Consider the following 24,673-nt stretch of genomic DNA (forward strand, 5'->3'; position numbering starts at 1 on the left):
AGGCGGTATTCGGTGATGCCTGGTGGGTTACGGCGCATCGTTAAATTGTGCTGTTGTCAGGTTCGGCAACAGGCGCCTAACCCACCCTACGAGATCGTCGTTTCGCCGCTCAGCCTTGTTCTTCGCTGGCCGGATAGCGGCTGGCGTTGAGGCTTTCCTTGATCTTGCGCAGGTGCGGCTGGAAGTCCGCGCCGCGGCGCAGGGTCATGCCGGTCGCCAGCACGTCGAGCACGGTGAGCTGGATGATCCGCGAGGTCATCGGCATGTAGATGTCGGTGTCTTCGGGCAGCGGGATATGTACGCTCAGGCTGCATGCCTGGGCCAGAGGCGAACCGGCTGCAGTCAGGCCGAGCACCGAGGCACCATTTTCCCGGGCCAGGCGTGCCACTTCGACCAACTCGCGGGTACGCCCCGTGTAGGAAATGATCACGAACAGATCGCCGGTATGCGCCACCGAGGCCAGCATGCGCTGCATCAGCACGTCGGCGTGGGCTGACACCGCCAGGTTGAAGCGAAAGAACTTGTGCTGGGCATCCAGGGCGACCGGTGCCGATGCGCCCAGGCCGAAGAAGTGGATTTGCCGGGCCTGGATCAGCAGGTCCACGGCACGGCTGATCAGTTGCGGATCGAGGCTCTGGCAGGCGCTGTCCAGCGAGGCGATGGCGCTGCCGAAAATCTTGCGGGTGTACGCCTCGGGACCATCGTCGGCTTCCACCGCACGGCTTACATAGGCCGCACCGCTGGCCAGGCTCTGCGCTAGCTGCATTTTCAGCTCCGGGTAGCCATTGACCCCGAACGAGCGGCAGAAGCGGTTCACCGTCGGTTCACTGACCTTGGCGGTCTGGGCGAGGGCGGCGATGCTCAGGCGAGTGGCCTGCTGGGGGTTGTGCAGGATCACTTCGGCGACCTTGCGTTCGGCCTTGTTGAGGCTGTCGAGGCGGCCCTGGATCTGCTCGAGAAGGTTGCGCACGCGGTCCATTGTTGTCCTTGTCCGATGAAATGCCGGGTTTATCCTAGGGTCTGTTGCCGTTTAAGCACAAGCCGCGTTGCTGAAACGGCAACAGACCCCCGACCTGCACGTGTCTACTGCCTGTCGATACGCCGCAGTCTATAAAAAATGTTGTTTTTATTACTACATTCCGGGTTGCGCTGCTGGCGCTTAACCGGTATCAATACGGCAACTTGATAGAAGAACAAAGATCATGTCGATGATTCCCGTTGAGCCTTGTACCTTTGCCCTGTTCGGTGCCCTGGGCGACCTGGCACTGCGCAAATTGTTCCCCGCCCTCTACCAGCTCGATCGAGCCGGCCTGCTGCACGAGGACACCCGACTGCTCGCCCTGGCCCGCGAAGGAGGGGACCCGGCCACGCACCTGGCGGCCATCGATACGCACCTGCGCCGCTACCTGCCTGCCAACGAATTGGACGAAGCGGTGATGCAGCGCTTTCAGGCGCGCCTGCGCTACCTGAGCATGGAGTTCCTGCCAGCCGATGCCTACCCGCAGCTGGCCGAAGCGGTCGGCAGCGGCCGCCAGCTGATCGCCTATTTCGCCACGCCGGCCTCGGTGTACGGCGGTATCTGCGCCAACCTGGCTGCAGTCGGCCTGGCCGAGAATACCCGGGTGGTGCTGGAAAAGCCGATCGGCCATGACCTGGAGTCGTCCCGCGCGGTCAACGATGCCGTGGCAGCCTACTTTCCCGAAACCCAGGTCTATCGAATCGATCATTACCTGGGCAAGGAGACGGTACAGAACCTGATCGCCCTGCGTTTCGCCAACAGCCTGTTCGAAACCCAGTGGAACCAGAACCACATCACCCACGTGGAAATCACCGTGGCGGAAAAGGTCGGCATCGAAGGCCGCTGGGGCTATTTCGACAAGGCCGGCCAGCTGCGCGACATGATCCAGAACCACCTGCTGCAGCTGCTCTGCCTGATCGCCATGGACCCACCCGGCGACCTGTCCGCCGATGCCATCCGTGACGAGAAGGTCAAGGTGCTCAAGGCGCTGGAACCGATGAACGCCGAGCAGCTGTCTCGCCATGTGGTACGCGGCCAGTACGTGGCCGGCACCAGCGATGGCAAACCAGTGCCGGGTTATCTCGAAGAAGATAATTCCAACGCCCATAGCGATACCGAAACCTTCGTTGCCTTGCGCGCCGATATCCGCAACTGGCGCTGGGCCGGTGTCCCGTTCTACCTGCGCACCGGTAAGCGCATGGCCCAGAAGCTGTCGCAGATCGTCATCCATTTCAAAGAGCCGCCGCACTATATCTTCGCCCCCGAGCAGCGCCAGTTGATCGGCAACAAGCTGATCATTCGGCTGCAGCCGGACGAGAGCATTTCCCTGCAGGTAATGACCAAGGACCAGGGGCTCGACAAGGGCATGCAGCTGCGTAGCGGTCCGCTGCAACTGAATTTTTCGGCAACCTACGGCAGTTCGCGAATTCCCGATGCCTACGAACGCCTGCTGCTGGAAGTGATGCGCGGCAACCAGAATCTGTTCGTGCGCAAGGATGAAATCGAACACGCCTGGCAATGGTGCGACCAACTGATTGCCGGCTGGAAGAAACTCGGCGACCCACCCAAACCGTACGTCGCCGGCTCCTGGGGGCCGATGAGTTCCATCGCCCTGATCACCCGTGACGGGAGGGCCTGGTATGGCGATCTCTGACCTTGAATTTCCGGTGGGCGTGGTCGCCCGCAGCCATGACAGTTCACAGCACCTTGCCCAGGCCCTGGCCGACAATGTCGCCGGTGCCTTGCGCGAGGCTATAGACAGCCGCGGCCAGGCCACTCTGGTGGTGTCCGGTGGGCGCAGCCCGATCGCCTTCTTCAAGGCCCTGGCGCAACAGCCACTGCCGTGGGCCAAGGTGCTGGTCAGCCTGGCAGACGAGCGCTGGGTGCCGGTTGGCCATGAAGACAGCAACGAGGCGCTGGTACGCCAGCACCTGCTGCAGGGGCCGGCTGCCGAAGCACGACTGCTTGGCCTGTATCACAGCGCTAGCAGTCTCGACGAGGCCGCGGCGCTCACCGAGCAGGCGCTAGAGGATCTGCCGGCCATCGATGTGCTGGTACTGGGCATGGGCACCGACGGGCATACCGCCTCGCTGTTTCCCAACAGCCCCAATCTGGATGAAGCGCTGCGTGAAGAGGGTGAGCGTCGCTGCCTGCCGATGCTTGCGCCAAGCGTGCCGCATCAACGCCTGACCCTGACCCTGCCCGTGCTCAAGGCCGCGCGCCTGCCGTTACTGTCGATCGAGGGCGAGGGCAAGCTGCGTGTGCTGGAGCAGGCATTGCAGCAGCGTGATCACCGCAACATGCCGATCAGCGCGTTCATTCGCGCACCGTTAGAAATTTACTGGTGCCCCTGAGGCCAACAAGGACCGAAAGACATGACACACGATATCAGCCGCCCAGCACCCACCATGGCTGAAAAGATCACCAGCATCGACGCATTGTGCGCACGCGCACGGATCATGCCGGTCATCACCATCGCCCGCGAAGAAGACATTCTGCCGCTGGCCGACGCGCTGGATGCCGGCGGCTTGCAGGTACTGGAAATCACCTTGCGTTCCCCGCACGCGCTGACCGCCATCCGCCTTCTGCGTGAACAGCGGCCGCACCTGTGTGTGGGAGCCGGTACCGTACTCGATACTCACATGCTCAAGGCGGTGGAGGAGGCCGGGGCGCAGTTCATCGTCAGCCCGGGTTCCACCGAGCAGTTGTTGCGTGCTGCCCTGGATAGCCCGGTTCCGCTGTTGCCCGGTGTTGCCAGCGCTTCGGAAATCATGGTCGGTTATGCCCTTGGCTACCGGCGCTTCAAGCTGTTCCCGGCGGAAGTCTGTGGCGGTACCGCTGCGCTCAAGGCCCTCGGTGGGCCGTTCGGCGACATTCGTTTCTGCCCGACCGGTGGCGTCAGTCCCGACAACCTGAAGCGCTACATGGCGTTGGCCAACGTGATGTGCGTGGGTGGCAGCTGGATGCTCGACAGCTCGGCCGGCTGGGACGCCGTGCGCCAGGCCAGCGCCGACGCACTGGCACTGCTCGACTGAGCGAACCCGTTCGCCATGGCCCGGCCGCCTGGTCGGGCTTCCTCCGCCCTGGAGCCTGCCATGTCCGGTCCATTCGATCCCACCACGCTGTTCCCCCGCCTGCACGACATCCCTGAAGCCTACCGGCCCGACGCTCCGGTCGAACAACGCGAATACCTGGTTGGGGGCGAGTTGCGCCACTGGCAGGGGCCGCTGGCGCAGGTGCGCAGCCCGATCCATCTAGCCGAGGAGCAGGGCGAGCGCCAGGTGCTGCTGGGCAGCACGCCGTTGCTCGATGCCGATGCGGCACTGGCCGCGCTGGATGCCGCCGTCGCCGCTTATGATCACGGCCAGGGCCACTGGCCCAACCTGCGCGTTGCTGAACGCATCGCCCACGTCGAAGCCTTCCTGGCACGCATGCGCGAACAGCGCGGCGCGGTGGTCAAGTTGTTGATGTGGGAGATCGGCAAGAACCTCAAGGACTCCGAAAAGGAGTTCGACCGTACCTGCGATTACATCGTCGACACCATCGGCGCGCTCAAGGAGCTGGATCGGCGCTCCAGCCGTTTCGAACTGGAGCAGGGCACGCTCGGCCAGATCCGCCGGGTGCCGCTGGGCGTGGCGCTGTGCATGGGCCCCTACAACTACCCGCTGAACGAGACCTTCACCACGCTGATCCCGGCCCTCATCATGGGCAACACCGTGGTATTCAAACCGGCCAAGTTCGGCGTGCTGCTGATGCGCCCGCTGCTGGAGGCGTTCCGCGACAGCTTCCCGCCAGGGGTCATCAACATCATTTACGGCCGTGGTCGGGAAACCGTCAGCGCCCTGATGGAAAGTGGCAAGGTCGACGTGTTCGCCTTCATCGGTACCCACAAGGGCGCCAGTGACCTGAAGAAACTTCACCCCAAACCTCACCGCCTGCGCGCCGCCCTTGGGCTGGACGCCAAGAACCCCGGCATCGTGCTGCCCGATGTGGACCTCGACAACGCGGTAAGCGAGGCCCTCACCGGCGCGCTGTCGTTCAACGGCCAGCGCTGCACGGCGCTGAAGATCCTCTTCGTCCACGAGGCTGTGCTGCAGCCATTCCTGGACAAGTTCAGCGCCGCCATGGCCCAGCTCAAACCGGGCATGCCCTGGGAGCCCGGTGTGGCGCTGACGCCGTTGCCTGAGCCGGGCAAGGTCGATTACCTGAAAACGGTGATGGCCGATGCCATCGACAAGGGCGCGAAAGTCATCAATCCGGGCGGCGGCGAGCACCGCGAGAGTTTCTTCTACCCGGCGCTGTTGTGCCCGGTGACGCCTGCGATGCGCCTGTACGGCGAAGAGCAGTTCGGTCCGCTGGTGCCGGTGGTGCCCTATAGGGATGTGGAAGAGGTGATCGACTACGTGCTGCAGTCGGATTTCGGTCAACAGCTGAGTCTGTTCGGCAACGATGCGCGGCAGATCGGTCGGCTCGTCGATGCCTTCGCCAATCAGGTCGGGCGCATCAATATCAACGCCCAGTGCCAGCGCGGGCCGGACACCTTTCCGTTCAACGGTCGCAAGGATTCCGCCGAAGGCACGTTGTCCGTGCATGACGCGCTGCGTACCTTCTCGATTCGCACCCTGGTGGCGACGCGTTTCAACGAGGACAACAAGGCGCTGGTCAGCGAAGTGATCCGCCAGCGCGCCTCCAACTTCCTGACCACCGACTACATCTTCTGAGGTTGGCGATGACCCTTACCGTCAACAAGGACACCCGCCTGTGCATGTCGCTGTCCGGCCGGCCCGGCAACTTTGGTACGCGCTTTCAGAACTACCTGTACCGGGAGCTGCAGCTCGACTACCTGTACAAGGCATTCACCACCACGGACCTGCCAGCCGCCATCGGCGGCATCCGTGCGCTGGGCATTCGCGGTTGTGCGGTGTCGATGCCGTTCAAGGAAGCCTGTATCGAACACCTCGACGGCCTGCATGACTCGGCGGCCACCCTGCAGTCGGTCAACACCATCGTTGCCGATGGCGGCCAACTGACCGGCTACAACACCGACTACAGCGCGGTGATGCAGTTGCTCAGGCAGCATGGCGTGCCGACCGGCAGCCGTTATGCGCTGCGTGGCAGTGGCGGAATGGCCAAGGCGGTGGCCTGTGCGTTGCGCGACAGCGGGTTCAGCGAGGGCTGCATCGTCGCTCGCAACGAAGTGGCCGGCAGGGCGTTGGCCGGCCAGTGCGGGGTGAGCTGGTGCGCCACGCTCGATGAACAGCCGGCGCAGTTGCTGGTCAATGTCACGCCCCTGGGCATGCATGGCGCAGAGGCCTCGCAACTGGCATTCGACGAACGCGCCGTGGCCAACGCGCAATGGGTGTTCGACGTGGTCGCGGTGCCGGTGGAAACCCCGCTGATCCGCCTGGCGCGCTCGCTCGGTAAACCGGTGATTACCGGGGGCGAGGTGATCGTACTGCAGGCCGTGGAGCAATTCGTCCTGTACACCGGCGTGCGCCCCGATGCCGACATGATCGAGCGCGCTGCACGCTTCGCCCTTGGCGCTTAGGCGGCCTGAGGGGCAATCTCTTGGCAGCGACGATCATCGCGAATGATGGTGGCCGTACCGCGCGTTTCGCGCCGCACAGGCAATCAGCGGCGAGGGAAGCTCCCCCGGGGATGTCCTGACAGCAGAGCTGCCCCCAGCGCGCCAATCTGCCATGCGGATGGGTGGCTTGCTTGCACCAGGGCGATTAAAAGTTCGCACTTTCCGCTTCGTTGCCAAGTCGTAAAAAGAGTAGGGCATGGCGCTGCGACGAGCGCTCTGCCAGACGCTGGCTTCGCCGCAGCGCCATGCCCTGCACTCGAACGGATGCCTGCCACAGGCCTCCGACGCCCGGCGCGCCATGCAACCTTGGCCGCTGTTAGATAAGCAAGGAGAAAGCCATGGGCTTGGGAACCATACTGCTGATCATTCTGATCCTGATGCTGATTGGTGCCATTCCGGCATGGCCGCACAGCCGCAGCTGGGGCTACGGGCCTACCGGCGGCCTGGGTCTGGTGCTGGTCATCGTGCTGGTGCTATTGCTGCTCGGCTACATATGAGCCAGCGCCTGCGTCGATGACGCAGGCAGGTCGCCAACGGCATCAGCCGTTGGCGACCTCACCGGCTTGGTAACTCTTCTCTTTCGCACATTCCAATTTCCGGAGGTCGCTGCTTGGATCTGGTGATCGCACGGCCTGAAGGCCTGTATTGTCCACCCGGAGACTTCTACATCGACCCCTGGCGCCCCGTCGAGCGTGCCGTCATCACCCACGGTCATGGTGATCATGCCCGTACCGGCAGCAGCCACTACCTGGCCGCTGCGGCGGGTGAGGGCATCTTGCGAGCCCGCCTGGGCCGCGATATCAATCTGCAGACCCTGGCCTACGGGGAGCGTATCGACCACCACGGCGTCACCCTGAGCTTGCATCCTGCCGGGCACGTGCTGGGTTCGGCCCAAGTGCGGCTCGAATACGGCGGTGAGATCTGGGTGGCGTCCGGCGATTACAAGGTCGAGCCAGACGGCACCTGCGAGCCTTTCGAACCGGTGCGCTGTCACACCTTCATCACCGAATCGACCTTCGGCCTGCCCATCTATCGCTGGCAGCCCCAGGCGCAGATCTTCGCCGGTATCAACGACTGGTGGCGCCAAAACCAGCAGGCCGGCCGTGCCAGCGTGCTGTTCTGCTACGCGTTCGGCAAGGCGCAGCGCATTCTGCATGGCATCGATGCCGGCATCGGGCCGATACTCGGCCACGGCTCCATGGAACCGCTGCATCAGGTGTACCGCGACGCCGGTGTATACCTGCCCGAAACCCGCTATGCCGGCGAGGTGCCCAAAGGTGATCCACTGCTGCGCCAGGCGTTGATCCTGGCACCGCCCTCGGCCGGTGGCAGCACCTGGATTCGGCGCTTCGGTGACTACAGCGATGCGTTCGCCAGCGGCTGGATGCTGCTACGTGGCACGCGTCGGCGCCGCGGTGTGGACCGCGGCTTCGTATTGTCCGACCACGCGGACTGGCCCGGCCTGCTGTGGGCCATCGAGCAGACCGGCGCCGAGCGGGTGATGGTCACCCACGGCTCGGTGAACATCCTGGTGCGCCACCTGCGCGAGCAGGGGCTGGATGCCCAGGCGTTCGCCACCGAGTACGGCGAGGAAGACGATGCGGCCACGGAGCCTGCGGCATGATCGCCTTCGCGCAGCTGTACGCACGCCTCGACGCGACGACTTCAAGCAACGCCAAACTGGCCGCGCTACAGGACTACCTGCGCGCCGCGGAGCCGGCTGACGCCGCCTGGGCGGTGTACTTTCTCGCTGGCGGCAGGCCCCGCCAGTTGGTGCCATCGAGGCAGTTGCGCGAACTGGCCATGCAGCGCGCCGGTTTGTCGGACTGGCTATTCGAGGAGAGTTATTCGGCGGTCGGAGACCTGGCGGAAACCATCGCACTGCTACTGCCGCCGGCTTCCTCGACATCGGCGGACGGGCTTGCCGTGTGGGTGGAGGACAAGCTCCTGCCACTGCGCGGGCTGCCGCCGGACGAGTTGGCCATGCGTCTCGATGCGCTGTGGGCGCAGCTCGACCAGCCCGCTTTGATGGTCAGCATCAAGCTCATCACCGGCGCTTTCCGGGTCGGTGTTTCCAAGCTGCTGGTCACCCGCGCGCTGGCCGCCGTCGCCGCGGTCGACGCCAAGCGTGTCGCTCAGCGCCTGGTGGGCTACACCGACCTGTCGCACCGGCCTACGGCGGCCGCCTATGAGCGACTGATCGCCGCCGAGTCGGATGACGAGCACGCCCAGCGCGGCGGCCAGCCGTACCCTTTCTTTCTCGCCCATGCACTGCAACGCCCCGTGGACGAGTTTGACGCCAGCCTGGGCGCGCCCAGCGACTGGCTGATCGAGTGGAAGTGGGACGGCATCCGTGCGCAGCTGGTCAAGCGTGATGGCCAATTGTGGGTCTGGTCGCGCGGCGAGGAGCTGATCAGTGAACGGTTTCCCGAGTTGCAGGAACTGGCGCCACTGCTGCCGGACGGCACGGTGATCGATGGTGAACTGGTGGTCTGGCGGCATGCGCCCGAGGCTACCGCCAGGCAGGGCGAACTGATGGCGGACGCTGCCGACCAGCCCCCCGAACGGTTGAATGACCAGGTCGAAGCGCAGCTCGAGCACTACGGTATCCAGCCATTCGCCTTGCTGCAGCAGCGTATCGGCCGCAAGACCCTGAGCCGCAAGTTGCTCGATGAAGTGCCGGTGGCCGTGCTCGCTTACGACCTGCTCGAATGGTCAGGGATGGACTGGCGGACCCGGCCGCAGCATCAGCGCCGTGCGCAGTTGGAGCAGGTGGTGGCGGCCTGTGCCAGCCCGCGCCTGATGCCGTCGCCCTTGCTGCATGGCGACAGCTGGCAGCAGTTGGCCGCCCAGCGCGAAGCGTCCCGCTCGCTGGGCGTGGAGGGCATGATGCTCAAAGGCCGGGAAGCGGCGTATGGGGTCGGCCGCAGCAAGGATGTCGGCGTCTGGTGGAAGTGGAAAATCGATCCGCTGAGTGTCGATGCCGTGCTGATCTACGCCCAGCGCGGGCATGGCCGGCGTGCCAGCCTGTACAGCGACTACACCTTTGCGGTGTGGGATGGACCGCCCGGTGATCCGGAGAGGCGCCTGGTGCCATTCGCCAAGGCCTATTCCGGGCTGACCGACGAAGAAATGCGCAAGGTCGATGCCATCGTGCGCAAGACCACCGTGGAGAAGTTCGGCCCGGTGCGCAGCGTCACGCCCAGCCTGGTATTCGAGCTGGGCTTTGAAGGCATCGCCCGTTCGCCGCGCCACAAGAGCGGCATCGCGGTGCGCTTCCCGCGCATGTTGCGCTGGCGTCATGACAAGGCGGTCGAGGAGGCGGATACCCTGGCGCTGCTGCAGGAACTGCTGCCGTGAGCCTGGCCGCGACCTGGCTGCGGCGTAACGGCTGGAAGGCCTTCGCGTTCCAGAGGGAGGTATGGCAGGCCGTCGCCGAGGGGCGCAGCGGCCTGCTGCATGCCTCCACTGGAGCCGGCAAGACCTACGCCGTGTGGCTGGCGGCGCTCAATCGTTTCGCCAACGCCAAGGCAGCGAAGAGCGCCGTGAGCAGCAAACGCCCGCCGCCGGCCGCGCCGCTCACGGTATTGTGGATCACCCCGATGCGCGCCCTGGCAGCGGATACCGCCCGTGCCTTGCAGGCGCCGCTCGATGGCCTGGACATTCCCTGGACGCTGGGCATGCGCACCGGAGACACCGGCAGCGCCGAGCGCCAGCGCCAGGCCAGGCGGCTGCCGACGGCACTGGTCACTACACCGGAGAGCCTGACCCTGCTGCTCACCGGTGCCGACGCGAAGGCCCAGTTCGCCCATGTCGGCATGCTGGTAGTGGACGAGTGGCACGAACTGCTTGGCAACAAGCGCGGGGTGCAATTGCAACTGGCCCTGGCGCGCCTGCGCCGGTGGAACCCACAGCTGATCGTATGGGGTTTGTCGGCCACGCTGGGTAATCAGGCGCACGCCCTTGACGTGCTGCTGCCCGATGGCGACGGCTGCCTGGTACGTGGCGAGCAGGGCACCGCACCGCGCATCGACACCCTGCTGCCAGCGGCCATGGAGCGCTTCCCCTGGGCCGGGCACCTGGGTCTGCGACTGCTGCCGCAGGTGGTCGAGGAACTGGACAACAGTAGCGTCACCCTGGTGTTCACCAACACCCGCTCGCAATCGGAGCTGTGGTACCAGGCCCTGCTTGAGGCGCGCCCGGACTGGGCGGGGTTGATCGCCCTGCACCATGGCTCGCTGGCCCGTGAGGTGCGCGACTGGGTCGAAACGGGGCTCAAGCAGGGGAAGCTGAAGGCGGTGGTGTGCACTTCCAGCCTGGACCTGGGGGTTGATTTCCTGCCGGTCGAGCGGGTGCTGCAGATCGGTTCGGCCAAAGGCGTTGCGCGGCTGCTGCAACGCGCCGGGCGCTCGGGGCACGCACCAGGGCGTACCTCGCGGGCGACCCTGGTGCCAACGCACGCGCTGGAGCTGATCGAAGCCATCGCGGTGCAGGATGCCGTGGCAGCGGGCCGCGTCGAGGCCCGCGAATCTCCGCACCAGCCGCTCGACGTATTGGTGCAGCACCTGGTCAGCGTGGCGCTGGGCGGCGGCTTCCGCCCCGACGAGCTGCTGCGCGAAGTGCGCAGCACCTGGGCCTATCGCGACCTCGACGAGGCGCAGTGGCGTTGGGCGCTGGCGTTCGTGCGCCAGGGCGGCGAATCACTCAGCGCCTACCCCGACTACCAGCGCGTCGAGCCCGACGAGGAGGGCATCTGGCGGGTGCCCAGCGCGCGCCTGGCGCGTCGCCACCGGATGAGCGTGGGAACCATCGTCAGCGACGCCAGCCTGACCGTGAAATGGTGGAGCAAGGGCGGTGGCGGCGGTTCTCTGGGCAGTGTCGAGGAAGGCTTCATCGCGCGGTTGCGCCCAGGCGACGTGTTTCTGTTCGGCGGCCGGCCCCTGGAGCTGGTGCGCGTCGAGAACATGACCGCCTACGTCAAACGCAGCGCAGCCGGTAAAGCCAGCGTGCCGCGCTGGAACGGCGGGCGCATGCCGCTTTCCAATGCCCTTGCCGAGGCGGTGGTGGCGCGCTTCGGTGAAGCCGCCCAGGGTCGCTTCGACGGGCCGGAAATGCGCATGCTGCAACCATTGCTGGAGGTACAGGCCGGCTGGTCCGCGCTGCCCGCACCCGGCACCCTGCTGGCGGAAACCCTGCAGTCGCGGGAAGGCTGGCACCTGTTCCTGTACCCCTTCGCCGGGCGCAACGTGCATCTGGGATTGGCCAGCCTGCTGGCCTGGCGGTTGGGCAAGCGCCAGCCGCTGAGCTTTTCCATCGCGGTGAATGACTATGGCCTGGAGTTGCTGTGCGCCAGTGAGGTGGACTGGGCACACTGGCTGGGCGGCGACCTGTTCGGCGATGACGATCTGCTGCACGACGTGCTCGCCAGCCTCAATGCCGGCGAACTGGCCCAGCGGCGCTTTCGCGAGATTGCCCGTATCGCCGGGCTGGTGTTTGGCGGCTACCCGGGTGCGGGCAAGAGCTTGCGCCAGGTGCAGGCGTCCAGCGGGCTGTTCTTCGATGTGTTTCGCCAGTACGACCCCGGCAACTTGCTGCTCAACCAGGCTCACGACGAGGTGCTTAGCCAGGAGCTCGACGTGATGCAACTGCAACGGACCCTGGCCAGCATGCGCAGCGCACGTCTCGACCTGCATGCGTTGCGCCGGGCGACGCCACTGGCCTTCCCGCTGATGGTCGAGCGCTTTCGCGAGCGGCTCAGCTCGGAGAAGCTCGCTGATCGCATCGCGCGCATGCTCGGCGAGCTGGAGCGAGCTGCAGGACCGGGCGCGGCGGCTTTTGGCAGTCCGCAAATCGAGATCGAACCGCCCGTGCGCCGCGGCGAACGCGCGCGCAAGGACGGCCGCCCGCGGCGCAAGGCCAAGGACCGCGAGGCATGAGCAGCCCGCCTTACCTGGCGGTGGAGATTGCCGGCGAAACCCTCTGGCTGCTGGCGGACAAGGCGGTGTACTGGCCTGCCGAGCAGGCCCTGTTGATTGCCGATGCGCATTTTGGCAAGGCTGCCACCTACCGCGCCCTGGGCCAGCCCGTGCCCCAAGGCACCACGGCGCGCAACCTGCAGCGCCTGGACGTGATGCTGGCGAGCTACCCGACCCGCCAGGTGATTCTGCTCGGTGACTTCCTGCACGCCCGTCCGGCGCGCGGCGGCAGCACCCTGAGGGCCTTGAGCGAGTGGCGGCAGCGGCATGCAGGGCTGCGTATCGTGCTCGTGCGTGGCAACCATGATCGCAGCGCCGGCGATCCCGACGCCGAGCTGGACATCCAGGTGGTGGCTGAGCCCTGGCGCATGGGGCCTTTCGCCTTGTGCCACGAACCCCTCGATTGCCCAGGGTTGCACGTGTTGGCCGGGCACCTGCATCCGGTATTCGTGCTGCGCGGGCGAGGCCGCGATCGGCTGCGCATGCCGTGCTTCAGCGTCGAGCGCGCTATCACACTGCTGCCCGCATTTGGCGAATTCACCGGCGGCATGGCGATCGAGGCGGCACCGGGGCGGGCGATCTACGGCGCACTCGATGCTGGAATCTGGCGGGTCAGTCAGGTTTGAGCCGGAGTGCGTGTCGAACAGGCAGCCTTGCACGTTCCCGATAATCACTTATCTATATGAAATATATACAATTATAGACTTCTATCGGTGCCGCTCCGGCGGCGCGATTGGCTGCAAGATGACTGGCATTCAAGTTGATGGGTTGGCCGCCGATAGAGTTGATAGCCACCCACGTCAGCCTGTTCCAACAACAATTACACAGCTGCTTAACACTCCCTTTACAAAGGTCAGAGAACTCCATGAACAGCTGGTTCGCAAACATCAGCGTCACCTTGAAACTTGCCTTGGGCTTCGGCCTTGTACTTGCACTCACGTGTGCACTCGCACTGGTTGGTTGGACCAGCATGGGCAGCCTGATCCAGCGCAGCGACTGGACAGCGAATATCACCGGTCTCAACGATACGCTGACCGAACTGCGTATCACCCGTCTGCAGTACATGCTCGCCAATGGTGACGAAACCGTCGCCGAAACCGTGCAGAAGTCCCTTGATGGTTTCAAGGCCAAGCATGCCGAGGTGTTGGCCTCTTTCAAAAGCCCCGATAACGTCAGTCGCCTGCAGGCGCAGGGCGCGCAGATCGATGCCTATCAGGTGTCGCTCAACAAGATGCGCGCTGGGTACCGTGCGGCTGGCGAGGCGCGCCAGGAAATGGCCCGCAACGCGGAAAGTGCCGGTGAGCAGATCGCCCAGATCAACACCGCGGTGATGGACCTGCCCCCGTATGACGAACGCCGTGACAGCCAGGTCCAGGCCATCACCAAGGCCAAGGAAGACTGGCAACTGGTGCGCTTCCAGGTTCGTGGTTACGTCAGCAACCCCACTGCCGAGGCCGAGCGTGCGGCCATCAGCCAGATCGAGACGACCATCAAGGACCTCGACCAGTTCCGCCAGACCTTTTCCGCCGAGCACCCGCAACGTGTCAGCCAGGTCGACTCCGCGCTGGCCAGCTATCGCACGGCGGTGATGGCGTTCAAGGCGGCCACTGAAACCATCGCTGCATCTCGCAAGGAGCTGACCGAGCAGGGCTACGAGATCGTCAAGCTGAGCAAGGAGCTCATCGCTATCCAGGTCGAGCGCCGCGACAGCGAGACCGCATCGGCACGGACCCTGCAGTTGAGCACCACCGTGCTGGCATTGCTGGTCGGCATTCTTGCCGCCTGGCTGATCACCCGGCAGATCACTCGCCCGCTGCAGGACACCCTGACCGCGGTCGAGCGTATCGCCGGGGGCGACCTGAGCCAGACGCTGCAGGTTACCCGCCGCGACGAAATCGGCGTGCTGCAGCAAGGCATCCAGCGCATGGGCACCACCCTGCGTGATCTGATCGGCGGAATCCGCGACGGCGTCACCCAGATTGCCAGTGCTGCCGAAGAGTTGTCTGCGGTCACCGAGCAGACCAGCGCCGGGGTGAACAGCCAGAAAATCGAAACCGACCAGGTGGCCACGGCCATGCATGAAATGTCGGCCACCGTGCAGGAAGTGGCCCGCAACGCTGCGGATGCATCGCGCGCTGCCTCGGATGCCGACCGTGAAGCCACCCAGGGCGACAGGGTGGTGGGCGAGGCCATCGCGCAGATCGAGCGCCTGGCTGCGGAAGTGACGCGCTCTACCGAGGCCATGAGCCATCTGCAGCAGGAAAGCAACAAGATCGGCAGCGTGATGGACGTGATCAAGGCGGTGGCCGAACAGACCAACCTGCTGGCTCTCAACGCCGCCATCGAGGCGGCGCGTGCCGGGGAGGCCGGTCGTGGCTTCGCGGTGGTCGCCGATGAGGTTCGTGGCCTGGCCCAGCGTACGCAGAAATCCACCGAGGAGATCGAAGAGCTGGTTGCCGGCCTGCAGCAGGGTACGCAGAAAGTGGCGGCGATCATGCAGGGCAGCCGCGAGCTGACCGACAGCACGGTGGATCTGACCCGCAAGGCCGGCGACTCCCTGGAAAGCATCACCCGCACGGTGTCGAACATCCAGGCGATGAACCAGCAGATCGCCGCCGCTGCCGAGCAGCAGAGCGCAGTGGCCGAGGAAATCAGCCGCAGCGTGGTCAACGTCCGCGACATCGCCGAGCAGAGTGCGGCGGCCAGCGAAGAGACGGCGGCCTCCAGCGTCGAACTGGCGCGCCTTGGCAGCCAGTTGCAGGCGATGGTCAGCCACTTCCGCGTCTGATCACCCTGGCGGCACCCATGAAAAGGCCGTTGCCCCAGGGCAACGGCCTTTTCACATCTGGGGCAACACCCAGGCCCGCCGGCTCAGTGGGTGGCGATCCAGATCAGCAGGCCGGCCTGAAACAGGCTGAACGCCACCAGGCAGGCGATGGTGAAGCGCAGGCCGCCGTCGTCGCGCTTGAGCTGTTCGAGGTGTTCATGCTGCTTGCGCAGTTGCAGGCCCTGCTCATGCAGGTTCTGGTCGGCCTGCTGGAGCATCTGCGCCGCATCGAGCTGTTCGATGAAGCTGATCTTCTCCGCGTTCCAGTCGCTGTGCAGCGCGCTGAGGCGGCCCGCGCTGTAATGCGCCTTGAGCTGGCCGTCCTGGTAGTCGACGGCAAAGCCCTGGGCTTTCAGGCAGTGATCACGACGTGCGCGCGCATCTTCGCTGAAGGCGTCGCGGCTCGGCAGCGGGCCGCTTTCCACGGTGTAATGGGCGCAATGCTGCTTGGCCCAGGCGGCGGCCTGGGCCAGCAGAAAACGGCCGAGGCCACGGTTCTGCGGTTCCAGGCTCAGCCCGCTGTCGGGGCCGAAACGGGCCTCCTTGGCGCGGTGGTCGAGCCACAGTTCGAGCACGTTCTGCTCCTTGCGGACCTTTTGCCCCGGCAATTGCAGGCTCAGGCGCAGCAGGCTCTGCTCCTTGCTGTGCCGCTCCACCCGGCCCAGTTGAACAAAACGCAGCGGCCGCGCACCGGTGTGGCGGTCGACTGGCAGCGGCGCCAGGCGCAGCAGGCGAAAGTGCTCCGGGCCCAGCGCTGCCCAAGGGTGGGACGATTCAGCCTGCTCGGTTTCCGGGGCGGCGACGGCTGGCGATTCGCTGTCGGTCATGGGTTATTCCTCGCTAAACCACCGCTTGCCTCAGGGGTGGACCTGTTCACGTAGCTGCCGGGCGCGCGCCGCGGGCCGACAGCAACGGCTGATATTCATCTATTGGCTATCGGCAGCGATGGCCGGTTCTGCAGGCGGCAGCGCCTTGATGAACCGCGCGATGTTGCTGGTGAGCGCACGGGCCAGGGGCAGGTCGGGGTTGTCGTAGGAGGCCAGCTGGGCCTCGAAATCCATCGGCACGATACGCATCACGTGGTTCATGCCGGTGATGATCTGCAACTCCGCGTCGGGCTTGGCGGCGTGCAGCGCCCGAGCATCGCTCGCGCTGACCTGAATGTCATGGTCGCCTTGCAGGATCAGGGCCGGTACCCGTACCCGCGAGAAGGCCGCGGCGGGGTCCTGACGGAACAGCGAGATCAGGTAGGGCTGCACGCTGGTGCGATACAGCACGGTCAGCTCGTCTGATACCTCGGCTACCTGGCGGCCCTCGCGCAGCGCGGCCAGCAAGGCGTCGCTCTCGGCGCGCAGGCGCGGTGGCAGGCGGTCGCGCAGTTGTGCCTGGAGCAGTTGGTCAATCGGGCGCGCGCTGCCGGCAATCGTCACCAGCGCGTCGGCATCGGCACCGGGGGCGGCCAGGCTGGCGATCAATGCGCCTTCGCTGTGGCCGACCAGAATCACCTGACTGAAGCGCGTGTCCTGCTGCAGCTTGTGGCTCCAGGCCACGACGTCTGCCACGTAGCGTTCGACACTGAGATCGCGCTCGTGGGGTGTGGCGGCGTAGCTGGCGGCGATGCCGCGCTTGTCATAGCGCACGCTGGCGATGCCTTGCTGCGCCAGCGCCTGGGCCAGTTTACGGTGCGCGTCGTTGTGCCCGCCGCCCGGGTTGTTGCCGTTGCGGTCGGTTGGTCCGGAGCCGGCCACCAGCAGCACCACCGGCACCGCTTCGCTGCGTTGCGGCAGCATCAGCGAGCCATGCAGCACGCCCTGACCGGTGTCCAGGCTGACCGGTTCGCGCAGGATGGGCGCGGCCTGAACCAGGCCGGTGAAGAGGGTGAGGGTCAAAAGCAGGGCTCGCAGCATGATGGGAAGGTGTCTGTGGTGGGATCTGTTGGACGCTGGCAATTGGCCAAAGGTTCGCTGGCGGGTGATCTGCGCCGTTGCCACGGAGTATACTCAGCGGCTTTCCTCTCGAGCCTGTCTTTTCATTGCAGGCTGCTGATCGAACCTAGTGGAGCCTCGCGCAATGTCCGGCAATACCTTCGGCAAGCTGTTCACCGTCACCACGGCAGGCGAGAGCCACGGCCCTGCATTGGTCGCTATCGTCGACGGCTGCCCGCCCGGGCTGGACATTTCCCTGGACGACCTGCAGCGCGACCTCGACCGCCGCAAGCCCGGCACCAGCCGCCACACCACCCAGCGCCAGGAAGCCGATGAGGTGGAAATCCTCTCCGGGGTATTCGAAGGCAGGACCACCGGTTGCGCCATCGGCTTGCTGATCCGCAATACCGATCAGAAGTCCAAGGACTATTCGGCGATCAAGGATCTGTTCCGCCCGGCCCACGCCGACTACACCTACCACCACAAGTACGGCCTGCGTGACTACCGTGGTGGTGGCCGCAGCTCGGCGCGGGAAACCGCCATGCGCGTGGCTGCTGGCGCCATCGCCAAGAAGTACCTGGCCAGCCAGGGCATCATCATCCGCGGCTACATGAGTCAGCTAGGCCCAATCGAGATCCCGTTCAAGACCTGGGACTCGGTGGAAGACAACGCCTTCTTCTGCCCCGACCCCGACAAGGTGCCGGAGCTGGAGGCCTACATGGATCAGCTGCGCCGCGACCAGGATTCCGTCGGTGCGAAGATCACCGTGGTCGCCGAAGGCGTCATGCCGGGGTTGGGCGAGCCGATCTTCGACCGCCTGGATGCCGAGCTGGCCCATGCGCTGATGAGTATCAACGCGGTCAAGGGGGTGGAGATCGGCGACGGCTTCGCGTCGGTGGCGCAACGCGGCACCGAACACCGTGACGAGCTGACGCCAGCGGGCTTCGTTTCCAATCATGCCGGTGGCATTCTCGGCGGCATTTCCAGCGGACAGCCGATCGTTGCGCACCTGGCGCTCAAGCCGACCTCCAGCATCACCACGCCGGGGCGCTCCATCGACGTGAATGGCCAGGCGGCGGACGTGATCACCAAGGGGCGCCATGACCCCTGCGTGGGCATTCGCGCCACGCCCATCGCCGAGGCGATGATGGCGATCGTGCTGATGGATCACCTGTTGCGCCACCGCGGGCAGAACGCTGACGTGCGCGTGAGTACGCCGGTATTGCCGCAGCGTTGAGCGAGCGTCCCGGCATCGTGCAAGGCGAGGGCGGCATGAGCGAATTCCCCGAGGTGCTACGCAGCGTCACCGGCAAACGCATTTCGGCAGTTCGCGATGCGCTGTTGGTGCTGGAGCCGGGTCAGATCGACGAGCAGGGCGCTGGGTACCTCGTTGCGCTCTACACCAGCAGCAAGCAGCTCGATGTGCGCAAGCAGATCCTCATGCTGCTGTACGACCTCGATTTCGCACTGCTCGATGCCTTTTTCGCCCAGGCCTACCGCAAGGAGCGCCATCTGGACATGAAGGTTTACGCCCTGCGGGGCCTGGCGCGCCGGGCCAGCGAAGAGCATCTGCGAAAAATGCTGACAGGCTTTCGCCAGACCTTGGCAAAAAGGCAGCAGTCCACGCCCTACAACTATCAGGAATACGAGCTGCTCCGGGGCCGTAATGCGTTGCCGTATCTGCTCCAGCGTTATGGCTACGCTTGCCTGCGCGATACCCTCGAGCAGATCAACCGGCAGTACGACGCCATGCCGGAAGCCTTCAAGGGGCACTTCACCGTCGATGACCAGGGTGCGGTGATCACGCTGCGTGAACCTGGCGTTGCCAGCGCGATGATTCGACGGTTTTTCGACAGCCAGGGTGGTCAGGCTTGACCCCCATCCTCCCGTACTGGCGCCTGTCCGGCTTCTACCTGTTCTACTTCGCGCTGCTCGGCGCCACAGCGCCGTTTCTGGGCCTGTACTTCGCACATCTGGGATTCTCGCCAGCACGCATCGGCGAGCTGCTGGCCATTCCCATGCTGATGCGCTGCATTGCGCCGAACCTGTGGGGCTGGCTGGGCGATTACAGTGGCCGGCGTCTGCTGATCGTGCGCCTCGGCGCGCTGTGCACGCTGCTCAGCCTGAGCCTGATCTTCGTCAGCCAGAGCTATGCGTGGCTGGCCCTGGTGATGGCGCTGCACGCGTTCTTCTGGCATGCGGTGCTGCCGCAGTTCGAGGTCATCACCCTGGCGCACTTGCGTGAACAGTCGGCGCGCTACGCGCAGATTCGCCTGTGGGGCTCGATCGGCTTCATTCTCAGCGTGGTCGGCCTCGGCAAGGCATTCGATCTGCTCAGCCTGGATGTCTATCCGTGGGCGCTGCTGCTGATCATCGCCGGCATTGCCCTGAGCAGCTTCTGGGTGCCGGATGCGCAGCCGCTGGCGTCCTCACAATCGGCCAGTCGCGGCGGCTTCCTGCAGCAGCTCCGGCAACCCGGTGTGCTGGCGTTCTATCTGTGCGTGGCGCTGATGCAGCTGTCTCACGGGCCGTACTACACCTTTCTCAGCATTCACCTGGAGCAGCTCGGCTACAGCCGCGGGCTGATCGGCCTGCTCTGGGCATTGGGGGTAGTCGCCGAGGTGCTGGTGTTCATGGCAATGGCGCGCCTGCTCAGGCATTTCAGCCTGCGCCAGGTGCTGATCGCCAGCTTCGCCATTGCTGCATTGCGTTGGGTATTGATGGGCTTTCTCGCCGATCAGTTGCCGGTGCTGCTGTTCGCTCAGGTGTTGCACGCCGCCACCTTCGGCGGCTTTCATGCCGCCTCGATCGCCTTCGTGCAGCGCAGCTTCGGTGCTCGTCAGCAAGGGCAGGGCCAGGCACTGTACGCTTCGCTTGCCGGTATCGGCGGCGCCTTGGGCGCCTTGTATGCCGGCTACACCTGGACAGGGCTGGGCGCGCAGTGGACCTTTGCCCTGGCAGGGCTGGCCGCCCTGGCGGCAGCGGTTATCATGGCCCGACGCACCGCTGACCCGGCGCAGCCTTAACGGCGCGCGGGGCATCCGTCATATCGAGCTGCCCAGCCGGCAGCGAGTACCTAAAGGATACCGTCATGAGTCGCCTCAGCGTCCACCACCAGTCCAGCCCCGACACTCCCAACAAGGTGCTGGGCCATGCCGAAGACATCACCAGCACGCTGGCGGCGGTCGGTATCGATTTCCGCTTGTTGGATTTCGATTGCAAACTGCAGCCCGGCGTGGCGCACACGGAGATCCTCGACGTGCTCGACGAGGCGCTGCGGCAGCTCAAGCGTGACAGCGGCCTGGGTGATGTCGAGGTTATCAGCATCGATCAGCGGCGCTGGCCGCGTGAGGGTGACAAACCTGTCGAGCCGCCGCAGGAACTCATCGCCCAGGGAGGGTTGCTTTATCTGTTCGTGGCCGGGCAGGGGCTGCTGAATCTGCACATCGATGACTACGTGTTTGCGTTGCTGGCAGAACGCAACGCGCTGGTGTCGGTACCGGCAGGCACTCGCTACTGGTTCGACCTGGGCGAGTTTCCCCACTGTGCGATGGTGCGACTCTCGGCGGGTGGCGCACTGGCAGGCCAGCCGAGCGGCGACGACATCGCCGCATGTTTCCCGCGCCTGGAAGACTGAGCCGGCGCCCTAATCGAACAGCGACTCCTGCGCCCGCGGCACTGCGCCTTCCAGCTCCAGCAGCCGTTGCTTGCGCGGCAAGCCGCCGGCAAAGCCGGTGAGGCTGCCGTCGCGGCCGATGACGCGGTGGCACGGGATGATGATGCAGATCGGGTTGGCGCCATTAGCTGCACCAACTGCGCGCACCGCCCTGGGCCTGTCGATGCGCCGGGCCAGCGCGCCGTAGCTGTCCAGCTGGCCATAGGGGATTTCCTGCAGCGCCCGCCACACCGCTTGCTGGAACGCGGTGCCCTGAGGGTTGAGGCGCAGCTCGAAGCGCTGTCGGCGACCGCTGAAGTAGTCGTCCAGCTGACGGCTGGCGGTGTCCAGTTGCGAGCCCGACTCGCGCCAGTGATCGGCGATCCGCCAGGGCGTACGCTCGACCTCCATCAGCAGTTGCTGCAAACCTTGCTCGTCTCCCACCATGAAGAGACGACCGATGGGGCTGTCGTGGTAGCGGTAGAACATCCTCAGCCTCCTGAATAGTTGTGCCACAGATGGGCAGCGGCATACGCCCGCCAGGGGCGCCAGGCTTCGGCGTGGGCCTGCAACTGGCGCGCGCTGATGCCGCCCGCGCCCCAGATCGGCGCTTTCAGCAAGCCCAGGTCGCTGGCCGGGAACGCATCGGCATCGCCGAAGGCGCGCAGGGCGATGTATTCGGCGGTCCACGGGCCGATGCCGGGCAGGGCACACAGACGTTCGACCAGCTCGGCCGCGCCGTGGCTGATATCCAGGCGCAATTGGCCACTGGCCACCTGCGCGGCGAAGTGCTGCAACGTCTGCACACGCTTGCCAGGCATGCCGATCCCATCCAGGTTGGCAGCCGCCAGGGCGGCAGGGGTGGGAAATAATCGGTCGATGCCCGGCGGCCCGTCATCCAGCGGCTCGCCGAGGCGGTTGACCAGGCGCCCGGTAATGGTCACCGCCGCTTTCACGGTCACCTGCTGGCCGACGATGGCCCGCACCGCCTGCTCGAACGCATCAAAGGCGGTAGGCAGGCGCAGGCCCGGATTGCGCGCGAGCATCGTTGCCAGGTGCGGGTCACTGGCGAAATGGGCGGCGATTACGGCCGGGTCGGCATCCAGGTCGAACATGCGCCGCACACGCTGGGTCAACGGCGCCAGGCAGTCGCCGGCCGAGGCGCTGCAGAGCAGTTGCAGCGCGTTCTGGTCGGGCAGTGCGCTGACGCGAAACCAGCCGGTGACGCCCGCCAGGCGAAAACTGCGGCAGTAGTCTCGCTCCCCGAGGCTTTCCTGGCCGGCGATGGCGCGGAGCGTGAAATGCTCATGGAACTGCAGCCAGTTCCAGGGTGCCCGACAAGGCAGAATGATGGTTTCGCTCTGGGTCATGCTCTGACGATAACCGCCGGGCCGATTCTTGTCAGCGTGCAAGATGACTTTCAAACCACTCCTCGCCAAGACCGGCGCCCATGGCAGCCTGCTGGACACCTGGCGACAAAATTTTCACATCCCCACCCGAATACTCGCCGGCCACCAGCAGCCGTGACTCATGGCGTGCTGGCTGTCATACGTCTTTGGTGGTTGATTGAAATGAACCCTACAGCAGTTCAGGGCACCCCTCGCAACGCTTCGCATTCCCTCCAGCCGTTACGCAGTCAAATGCTCTTCACCGTTTTCAGCGCCCTGGCGCTGCTGGTGATGTACAGCCTGCTGCGCGCCGGATTGCTGGTCTACAACCGTGAGCTGATCGGTGACACGCCGGCAGCGGTGTTCGCCGAAGCCTTTTTCAATGGCCTGCGCTTCGACCTGCGGGTGGTGGTGTACGCCTGTGCGCCGCTGCTGCTCGCCCTGTTGAGCACACGGGCGATGCTGGCGCGGATCTGGCAGCGGGTCTGGCTGACGTCCTTCGCCAGCGTCACGTTGTTTCTCGGCCTCGCCGAACTGGACTTCTACAAGGAATTCCACCAGCGCCTGAACAGCCTGGTGTTCCAGTACCTGCAAGAAGACCAGGCCACCGTGATGAGCATGCTCTGGAACGGGTTTCCGGTGGCGCGTTACCTAGTTGCCTGGCTCGTCATCACCGGCCTGTTGTGGTGGATGTTCTCGCTGTTCGACCGCGCCAGCCGTGCCAAGGCCCCGCGTGTCGCAGCCTCGCCGTGCCCAACGGTGGCTTGGTACTGGCGCGTGTCGGTGTTTTTCCTGTGCTTGCTGATCGCGGTCATCGCAGCCCGTGGCCACCTGCGCCAAGGGCCGCCGTTGCGCTGGGGCGATGCCTATACCACCGAGTCGATGTTCGCCAACCAACTGGGCCTCAACGGCACACTGACCCTGTTCACGGCCGCCCAGGCGACCTTCGGGCCACACCGTGACAACACCTGGCAGTCGACCATGGCAGACGAGCAGGCCAGGCAGAGCACCCGCGACATGCTGCTGACTGCGGATGACAAACTGGTCGACGCCGATGATGCCGCCATCCGCCGGGTGTACACACCGCCTGCCGACGGCACGCTGCCGATCCGCAATGTGGTGGTCATCCTGATGGAGAGTTTCGCCGGGCATTCGGTCGGTGCACTGGGGGCCGCGGGCAACATCACGCCGTACTTCGACAAGCTGAGCAAGGAAGGCCTGCTGTTCGACCGCTTCTTCTCCAATGGCACACACACCCATCAGGGCATGTTCGCCACCATGGCCTGCTTCCCCAATCTGCCTGGTTTCGAGTACCTGATGCGCACACCCGAGGGTGCCCACAAGTTTTCCGGGCTGCCGCAACTGCTCGGTGCCCGCGGCTTCGACGACCTGTACGTCTACAACGGCAATTTCCAGTGGGACAACCAGTCCGGGTTCTTCAGCAACCAGGGGATGACCCGCTTCATCGGCCGCGAGGATTTCGTCGATCCGGTATTCATGGATCCGACCTGGGGCGTTTCCGATCAGGACATGTTCGACCGCGGCGCGCTGGAGTTGAAGACCAATTACGGTGAGAAGCCGTTCTATGCGCTGCTGCAGACGCTGTCCAACCACACCCCCTATGCGTTGCCCAAGGACCTGCCGGTAGAGCCGGTAATGATCGACGGCAAGGAAAACCTGCACCGCACCGCCATGCGCTATTCGGACTGGGCGCTTGGCCAGTTCTTCGAGAAAGCGCGCCAGGAGCCCTATTTCAACGAAACGTTGTTCGTGGTGGTGGGCGATCACGGCTTCGGCGGTTTCGATCAGGTGACGGAAATGGACTTGCAGCGCTTCAACGTACCGCTGCTGCTGATCGCACCGGGGATCCAAAAGAAATACGGCAAGGTCAGCCATACCGTCGGTACCCAGGTCGACATCGTGCCGACCATCATGGGCCGACTCGGTGGCGATGTGCGTCACCAATGCTGGGGCCGCGACCTGCTCAACCTGCCGGAGGGCGATGGCGGCATCGGTGTGATCAAACCGTCGGGTGGCGATCAGACCGTCGCCATCGTGACGGCCGATCGCGTGCTGGTGCAGCCCAAGGATTTCGAGCCGCGCCTGTACCGCTACAGCCTGGGGGCCAAACCGACCGCCCAGCGTATCGAAGGCCCGGTCGACGAGCTGATGAAGCAGCGCCTCGAAGGCTTTCTGCAAACCGCCACCAAGAGCCTGCTGGACAATACCGCTGGCGTAGTCGACGGCATGCCGGAGAAACCCTAGCCGGCGGCAATCATGAGGGTGACGCTGCTAACC

The 24,673-nt window shown here is 65.1% G+C and carries 21 protein-coding genes and 1 pseudogene; 17 read left to right on the forward strand and 5 right to left on the reverse strand.

Annotated elements, in window-relative coordinates:
• Positions 1–109: 109 nt before the first annotated feature.
• The gene (locus ACZ0AV_RS01470) at positions 110–970 is read right to left on the reverse strand and encodes a MurR/RpiR family transcriptional regulator (RefSeq protein WP_499149400.1); all 861 of its coding nucleotides are present in this window, start codon (positions 968–970) and stop codon (positions 110–112) included.
• A gap of 232 nt (positions 971–1,202) precedes the next feature.
• On the opposite strand from ACZ0AV_RS01470, the gene zwf reads away from it, so the two are divergent.
• The 12 genes and pseudogenes from zwf (at position 1,203) to ACZ0AV_RS01530 (ending at position 15,368) form a co-directional block, all read left to right on the forward strand.
• A complete protein-coding gene (gene zwf / locus ACZ0AV_RS01475) occupies positions 1,203–2,672 on the forward strand; it encodes a glucose-6-phosphate dehydrogenase (RefSeq protein ID WP_499149401.1) in 1,470 nt (489 codons plus the stop codon).
• Positions 2,659–3,372, forward strand: coding sequence for a 6-phosphogluconolactonase (pgl, locus tag ACZ0AV_RS01480; RefSeq protein WP_499149402.1), 714 nt, complete (start codon positions 2,659–2,661; stop codon positions 3,370–3,372). Before zwf ends, pgl begins: the two co-directional genes overlap by 14 nt.
• Before the next feature lie 21 nt (positions 3,373–3,393).
• Positions 3,394–4,053 carry a bifunctional 4-hydroxy-2-oxoglutarate aldolase/2-dehydro-3-deoxy-phosphogluconate aldolase gene (locus ACZ0AV_RS01485; protein WP_499149403.1) on the forward strand — a complete coding sequence of 220 codons (660 nt, stop codon included), beginning with the start codon at positions 3,394–3,396 and terminating at the stop codon, positions 4,051–4,053.
• A 60-nt stretch (positions 4,054–4,113) separates the two neighbouring features.
• Complete coding sequence (locus ACZ0AV_RS01490) at positions 4,114–5,739, forward strand: NADP-dependent glyceraldehyde-3-phosphate dehydrogenase (RefSeq protein WP_499149404.1); 1,626 nt, start codon at positions 4,114–4,116, stop codon at positions 5,737–5,739.
• 8 nt (positions 5,740–5,747) lie between these two features.
• Positions 5,748–6,566, forward strand: coding sequence for a shikimate 5-dehydrogenase (locus ACZ0AV_RS01495; protein ID WP_499149405.1), 819 nt, complete (start codon positions 5,748–5,750; stop codon positions 6,564–6,566).
• Positions 6,567–6,943: 377 nt separating this feature from the next.
• Positions 6,944–7,102 carry a DUF3309 family protein gene (locus ACZ0AV_RS01500; RefSeq protein WP_004373322.1) on the forward strand — a complete coding sequence of 53 codons (159 nt, stop codon included), beginning with the start codon at positions 6,944–6,946 and terminating at the stop codon, positions 7,100–7,102.
• Positions 7,103–7,215: 113 nt separating this feature from the next.
• The gene (locus tag ACZ0AV_RS01505; RefSeq protein ID WP_499149406.1) at positions 7,216–8,229 is read left to right on the forward strand and encodes a ligase-associated DNA damage response exonuclease; all 1,014 of its coding nucleotides are present in this window, start codon (positions 7,216–7,218) and stop codon (positions 8,227–8,229) included.
• Positions 8,226–9,965 (forward strand): ATP-dependent DNA ligase, encoded by a 1,740-nt coding sequence (locus tag ACZ0AV_RS01510; protein WP_499149407.1) that lies wholly within the window; start codon positions 8,226–8,228, stop codon positions 9,963–9,965. The genes ACZ0AV_RS01505 and ACZ0AV_RS01510 overlap by 4 nt, the downstream gene beginning before the upstream one ends.
• On the forward strand, positions 9,962–12,541 hold the full coding sequence (locus ACZ0AV_RS01515) for a ligase-associated DNA damage response DEXH box helicase (RefSeq protein WP_499149408.1): 2,580 nt from the start codon (positions 9,962–9,964) through the stop codon (positions 12,539–12,541). Before ACZ0AV_RS01510 ends, ACZ0AV_RS01515 begins: the two co-directional genes overlap by 4 nt.
• On the forward strand, positions 12,538–13,206 hold the full coding sequence (gene pdeM / locus ACZ0AV_RS01520) for a ligase-associated DNA damage response endonuclease PdeM (RefSeq protein WP_499149409.1): 669 nt from the start codon (positions 12,538–12,540) through the stop codon (positions 13,204–13,206). Before ACZ0AV_RS01515 ends, pdeM begins: the two co-directional genes overlap by 4 nt.
• Before the next feature lie 344 nt (positions 13,207–13,550).
• A pseudogene (locus ACZ0AV_RS01525) lies at positions 13,551–14,465 on the forward strand (methyl-accepting chemotaxis protein); the annotation flags it as partial.
• Positions 14,466–14,663: 198 nt separating this feature from the next.
• Positions 14,664–15,368 (forward strand): methyl-accepting chemotaxis protein, encoded by a 705-nt coding sequence (locus ACZ0AV_RS01530; RefSeq protein WP_499153260.1) that lies wholly within the window; start codon positions 14,664–14,666, stop codon positions 15,366–15,368.
• Positions 15,369–15,451: 83 nt separating this feature from the next.
• On the opposite strand, the gene ACZ0AV_RS01535 is transcribed toward ACZ0AV_RS01530, so the two are convergent.
• Together ACZ0AV_RS01535 and ACZ0AV_RS01540 are read right to left on the reverse strand one after the other, a co-directional pair.
• Positions 15,452–16,234 (reverse strand): hypothetical protein, encoded by a 783-nt coding sequence (locus ACZ0AV_RS01535; protein ID WP_499149410.1) that lies wholly within the window; start codon positions 16,232–16,234, stop codon positions 15,452–15,454.
• Positions 16,235–16,333: 99 nt separating this feature from the next.
• Complete coding sequence (locus ACZ0AV_RS01540) at positions 16,334–17,314, reverse strand: alpha/beta hydrolase (protein ID WP_499149411.1); 981 nt, start codon at positions 17,312–17,314, stop codon at positions 16,334–16,336.
• 163 nt (positions 17,315–17,477) lie between these two features.
• Here ACZ0AV_RS01540 and aroC point away from each other — a divergent pair, with 163 nt between their 5' ends.
• From aroC to ACZ0AV_RS01560, 4 genes are all read left to right on the forward strand, one after another.
• Positions 17,478–18,569, forward strand: a complete 1,092-nt coding sequence (aroC, locus tag ACZ0AV_RS01545; protein WP_499149412.1) for a chorismate synthase — start codon at positions 17,478–17,480, stop codon at positions 18,567–18,569.
• Between the two features lie 35 nt (positions 18,570–18,604).
• Positions 18,605–19,207 (forward strand): hypothetical protein, encoded by a 603-nt coding sequence (locus ACZ0AV_RS01550; RefSeq protein ID WP_499149413.1) that lies wholly within the window; start codon positions 18,605–18,607, stop codon positions 19,205–19,207.
• A complete protein-coding gene (locus tag ACZ0AV_RS01555) occupies positions 19,204–20,358 on the forward strand; it encodes an MFS transporter (RefSeq protein ID WP_499149414.1) in 1,155 nt (384 codons plus the stop codon). The genes ACZ0AV_RS01550 and ACZ0AV_RS01555 overlap by 4 nt, the downstream gene beginning before the upstream one ends.
• Before the next feature lie 65 nt (positions 20,359–20,423).
• Complete coding sequence (locus tag ACZ0AV_RS01560) at positions 20,424–20,969, forward strand: acireductone dioxygenase (protein WP_499149415.1); 546 nt, start codon at positions 20,424–20,426, stop codon at positions 20,967–20,969.
• A 9-nt stretch (positions 20,970–20,978) separates the two neighbouring features.
• Here the strand turns inward: ACZ0AV_RS01560 and ACZ0AV_RS01565 are convergent, their stop codons facing one another.
• Positions 20,979–21,476, reverse strand: coding sequence for a methylated-DNA--[protein]-cysteine S-methyltransferase (locus ACZ0AV_RS01565; RefSeq protein WP_499149416.1), 498 nt, complete (start codon positions 21,474–21,476; stop codon positions 20,979–20,981).
• Positions 21,477–21,478: 2 nt separating this feature from the next.
• Positions 21,479–22,357: a DNA-3-methyladenine glycosylase family protein gene (locus ACZ0AV_RS01570; RefSeq protein ID WP_499153261.1), complete on the reverse strand. Its 879-nt coding sequence runs from the start codon at positions 22,355–22,357 to the stop codon at positions 21,479–21,481.
• A gap of 201 nt (positions 22,358–22,558) precedes the next feature.
• Here ACZ0AV_RS01570 and ACZ0AV_RS01575 point away from each other — a divergent pair, with 201 nt between their 5' ends.
• Positions 22,559–24,640: an LTA synthase family protein gene (locus ACZ0AV_RS01575; protein ID WP_499149417.1), complete on the forward strand. Its 2,082-nt coding sequence runs from the start codon at positions 22,559–22,561 to the stop codon at positions 24,638–24,640.
• Positions 24,641–24,673: the final 33 nt, after the last annotated feature.

This window comes from Pseudomonas sp. AC532, assembly GCF_979258965.1.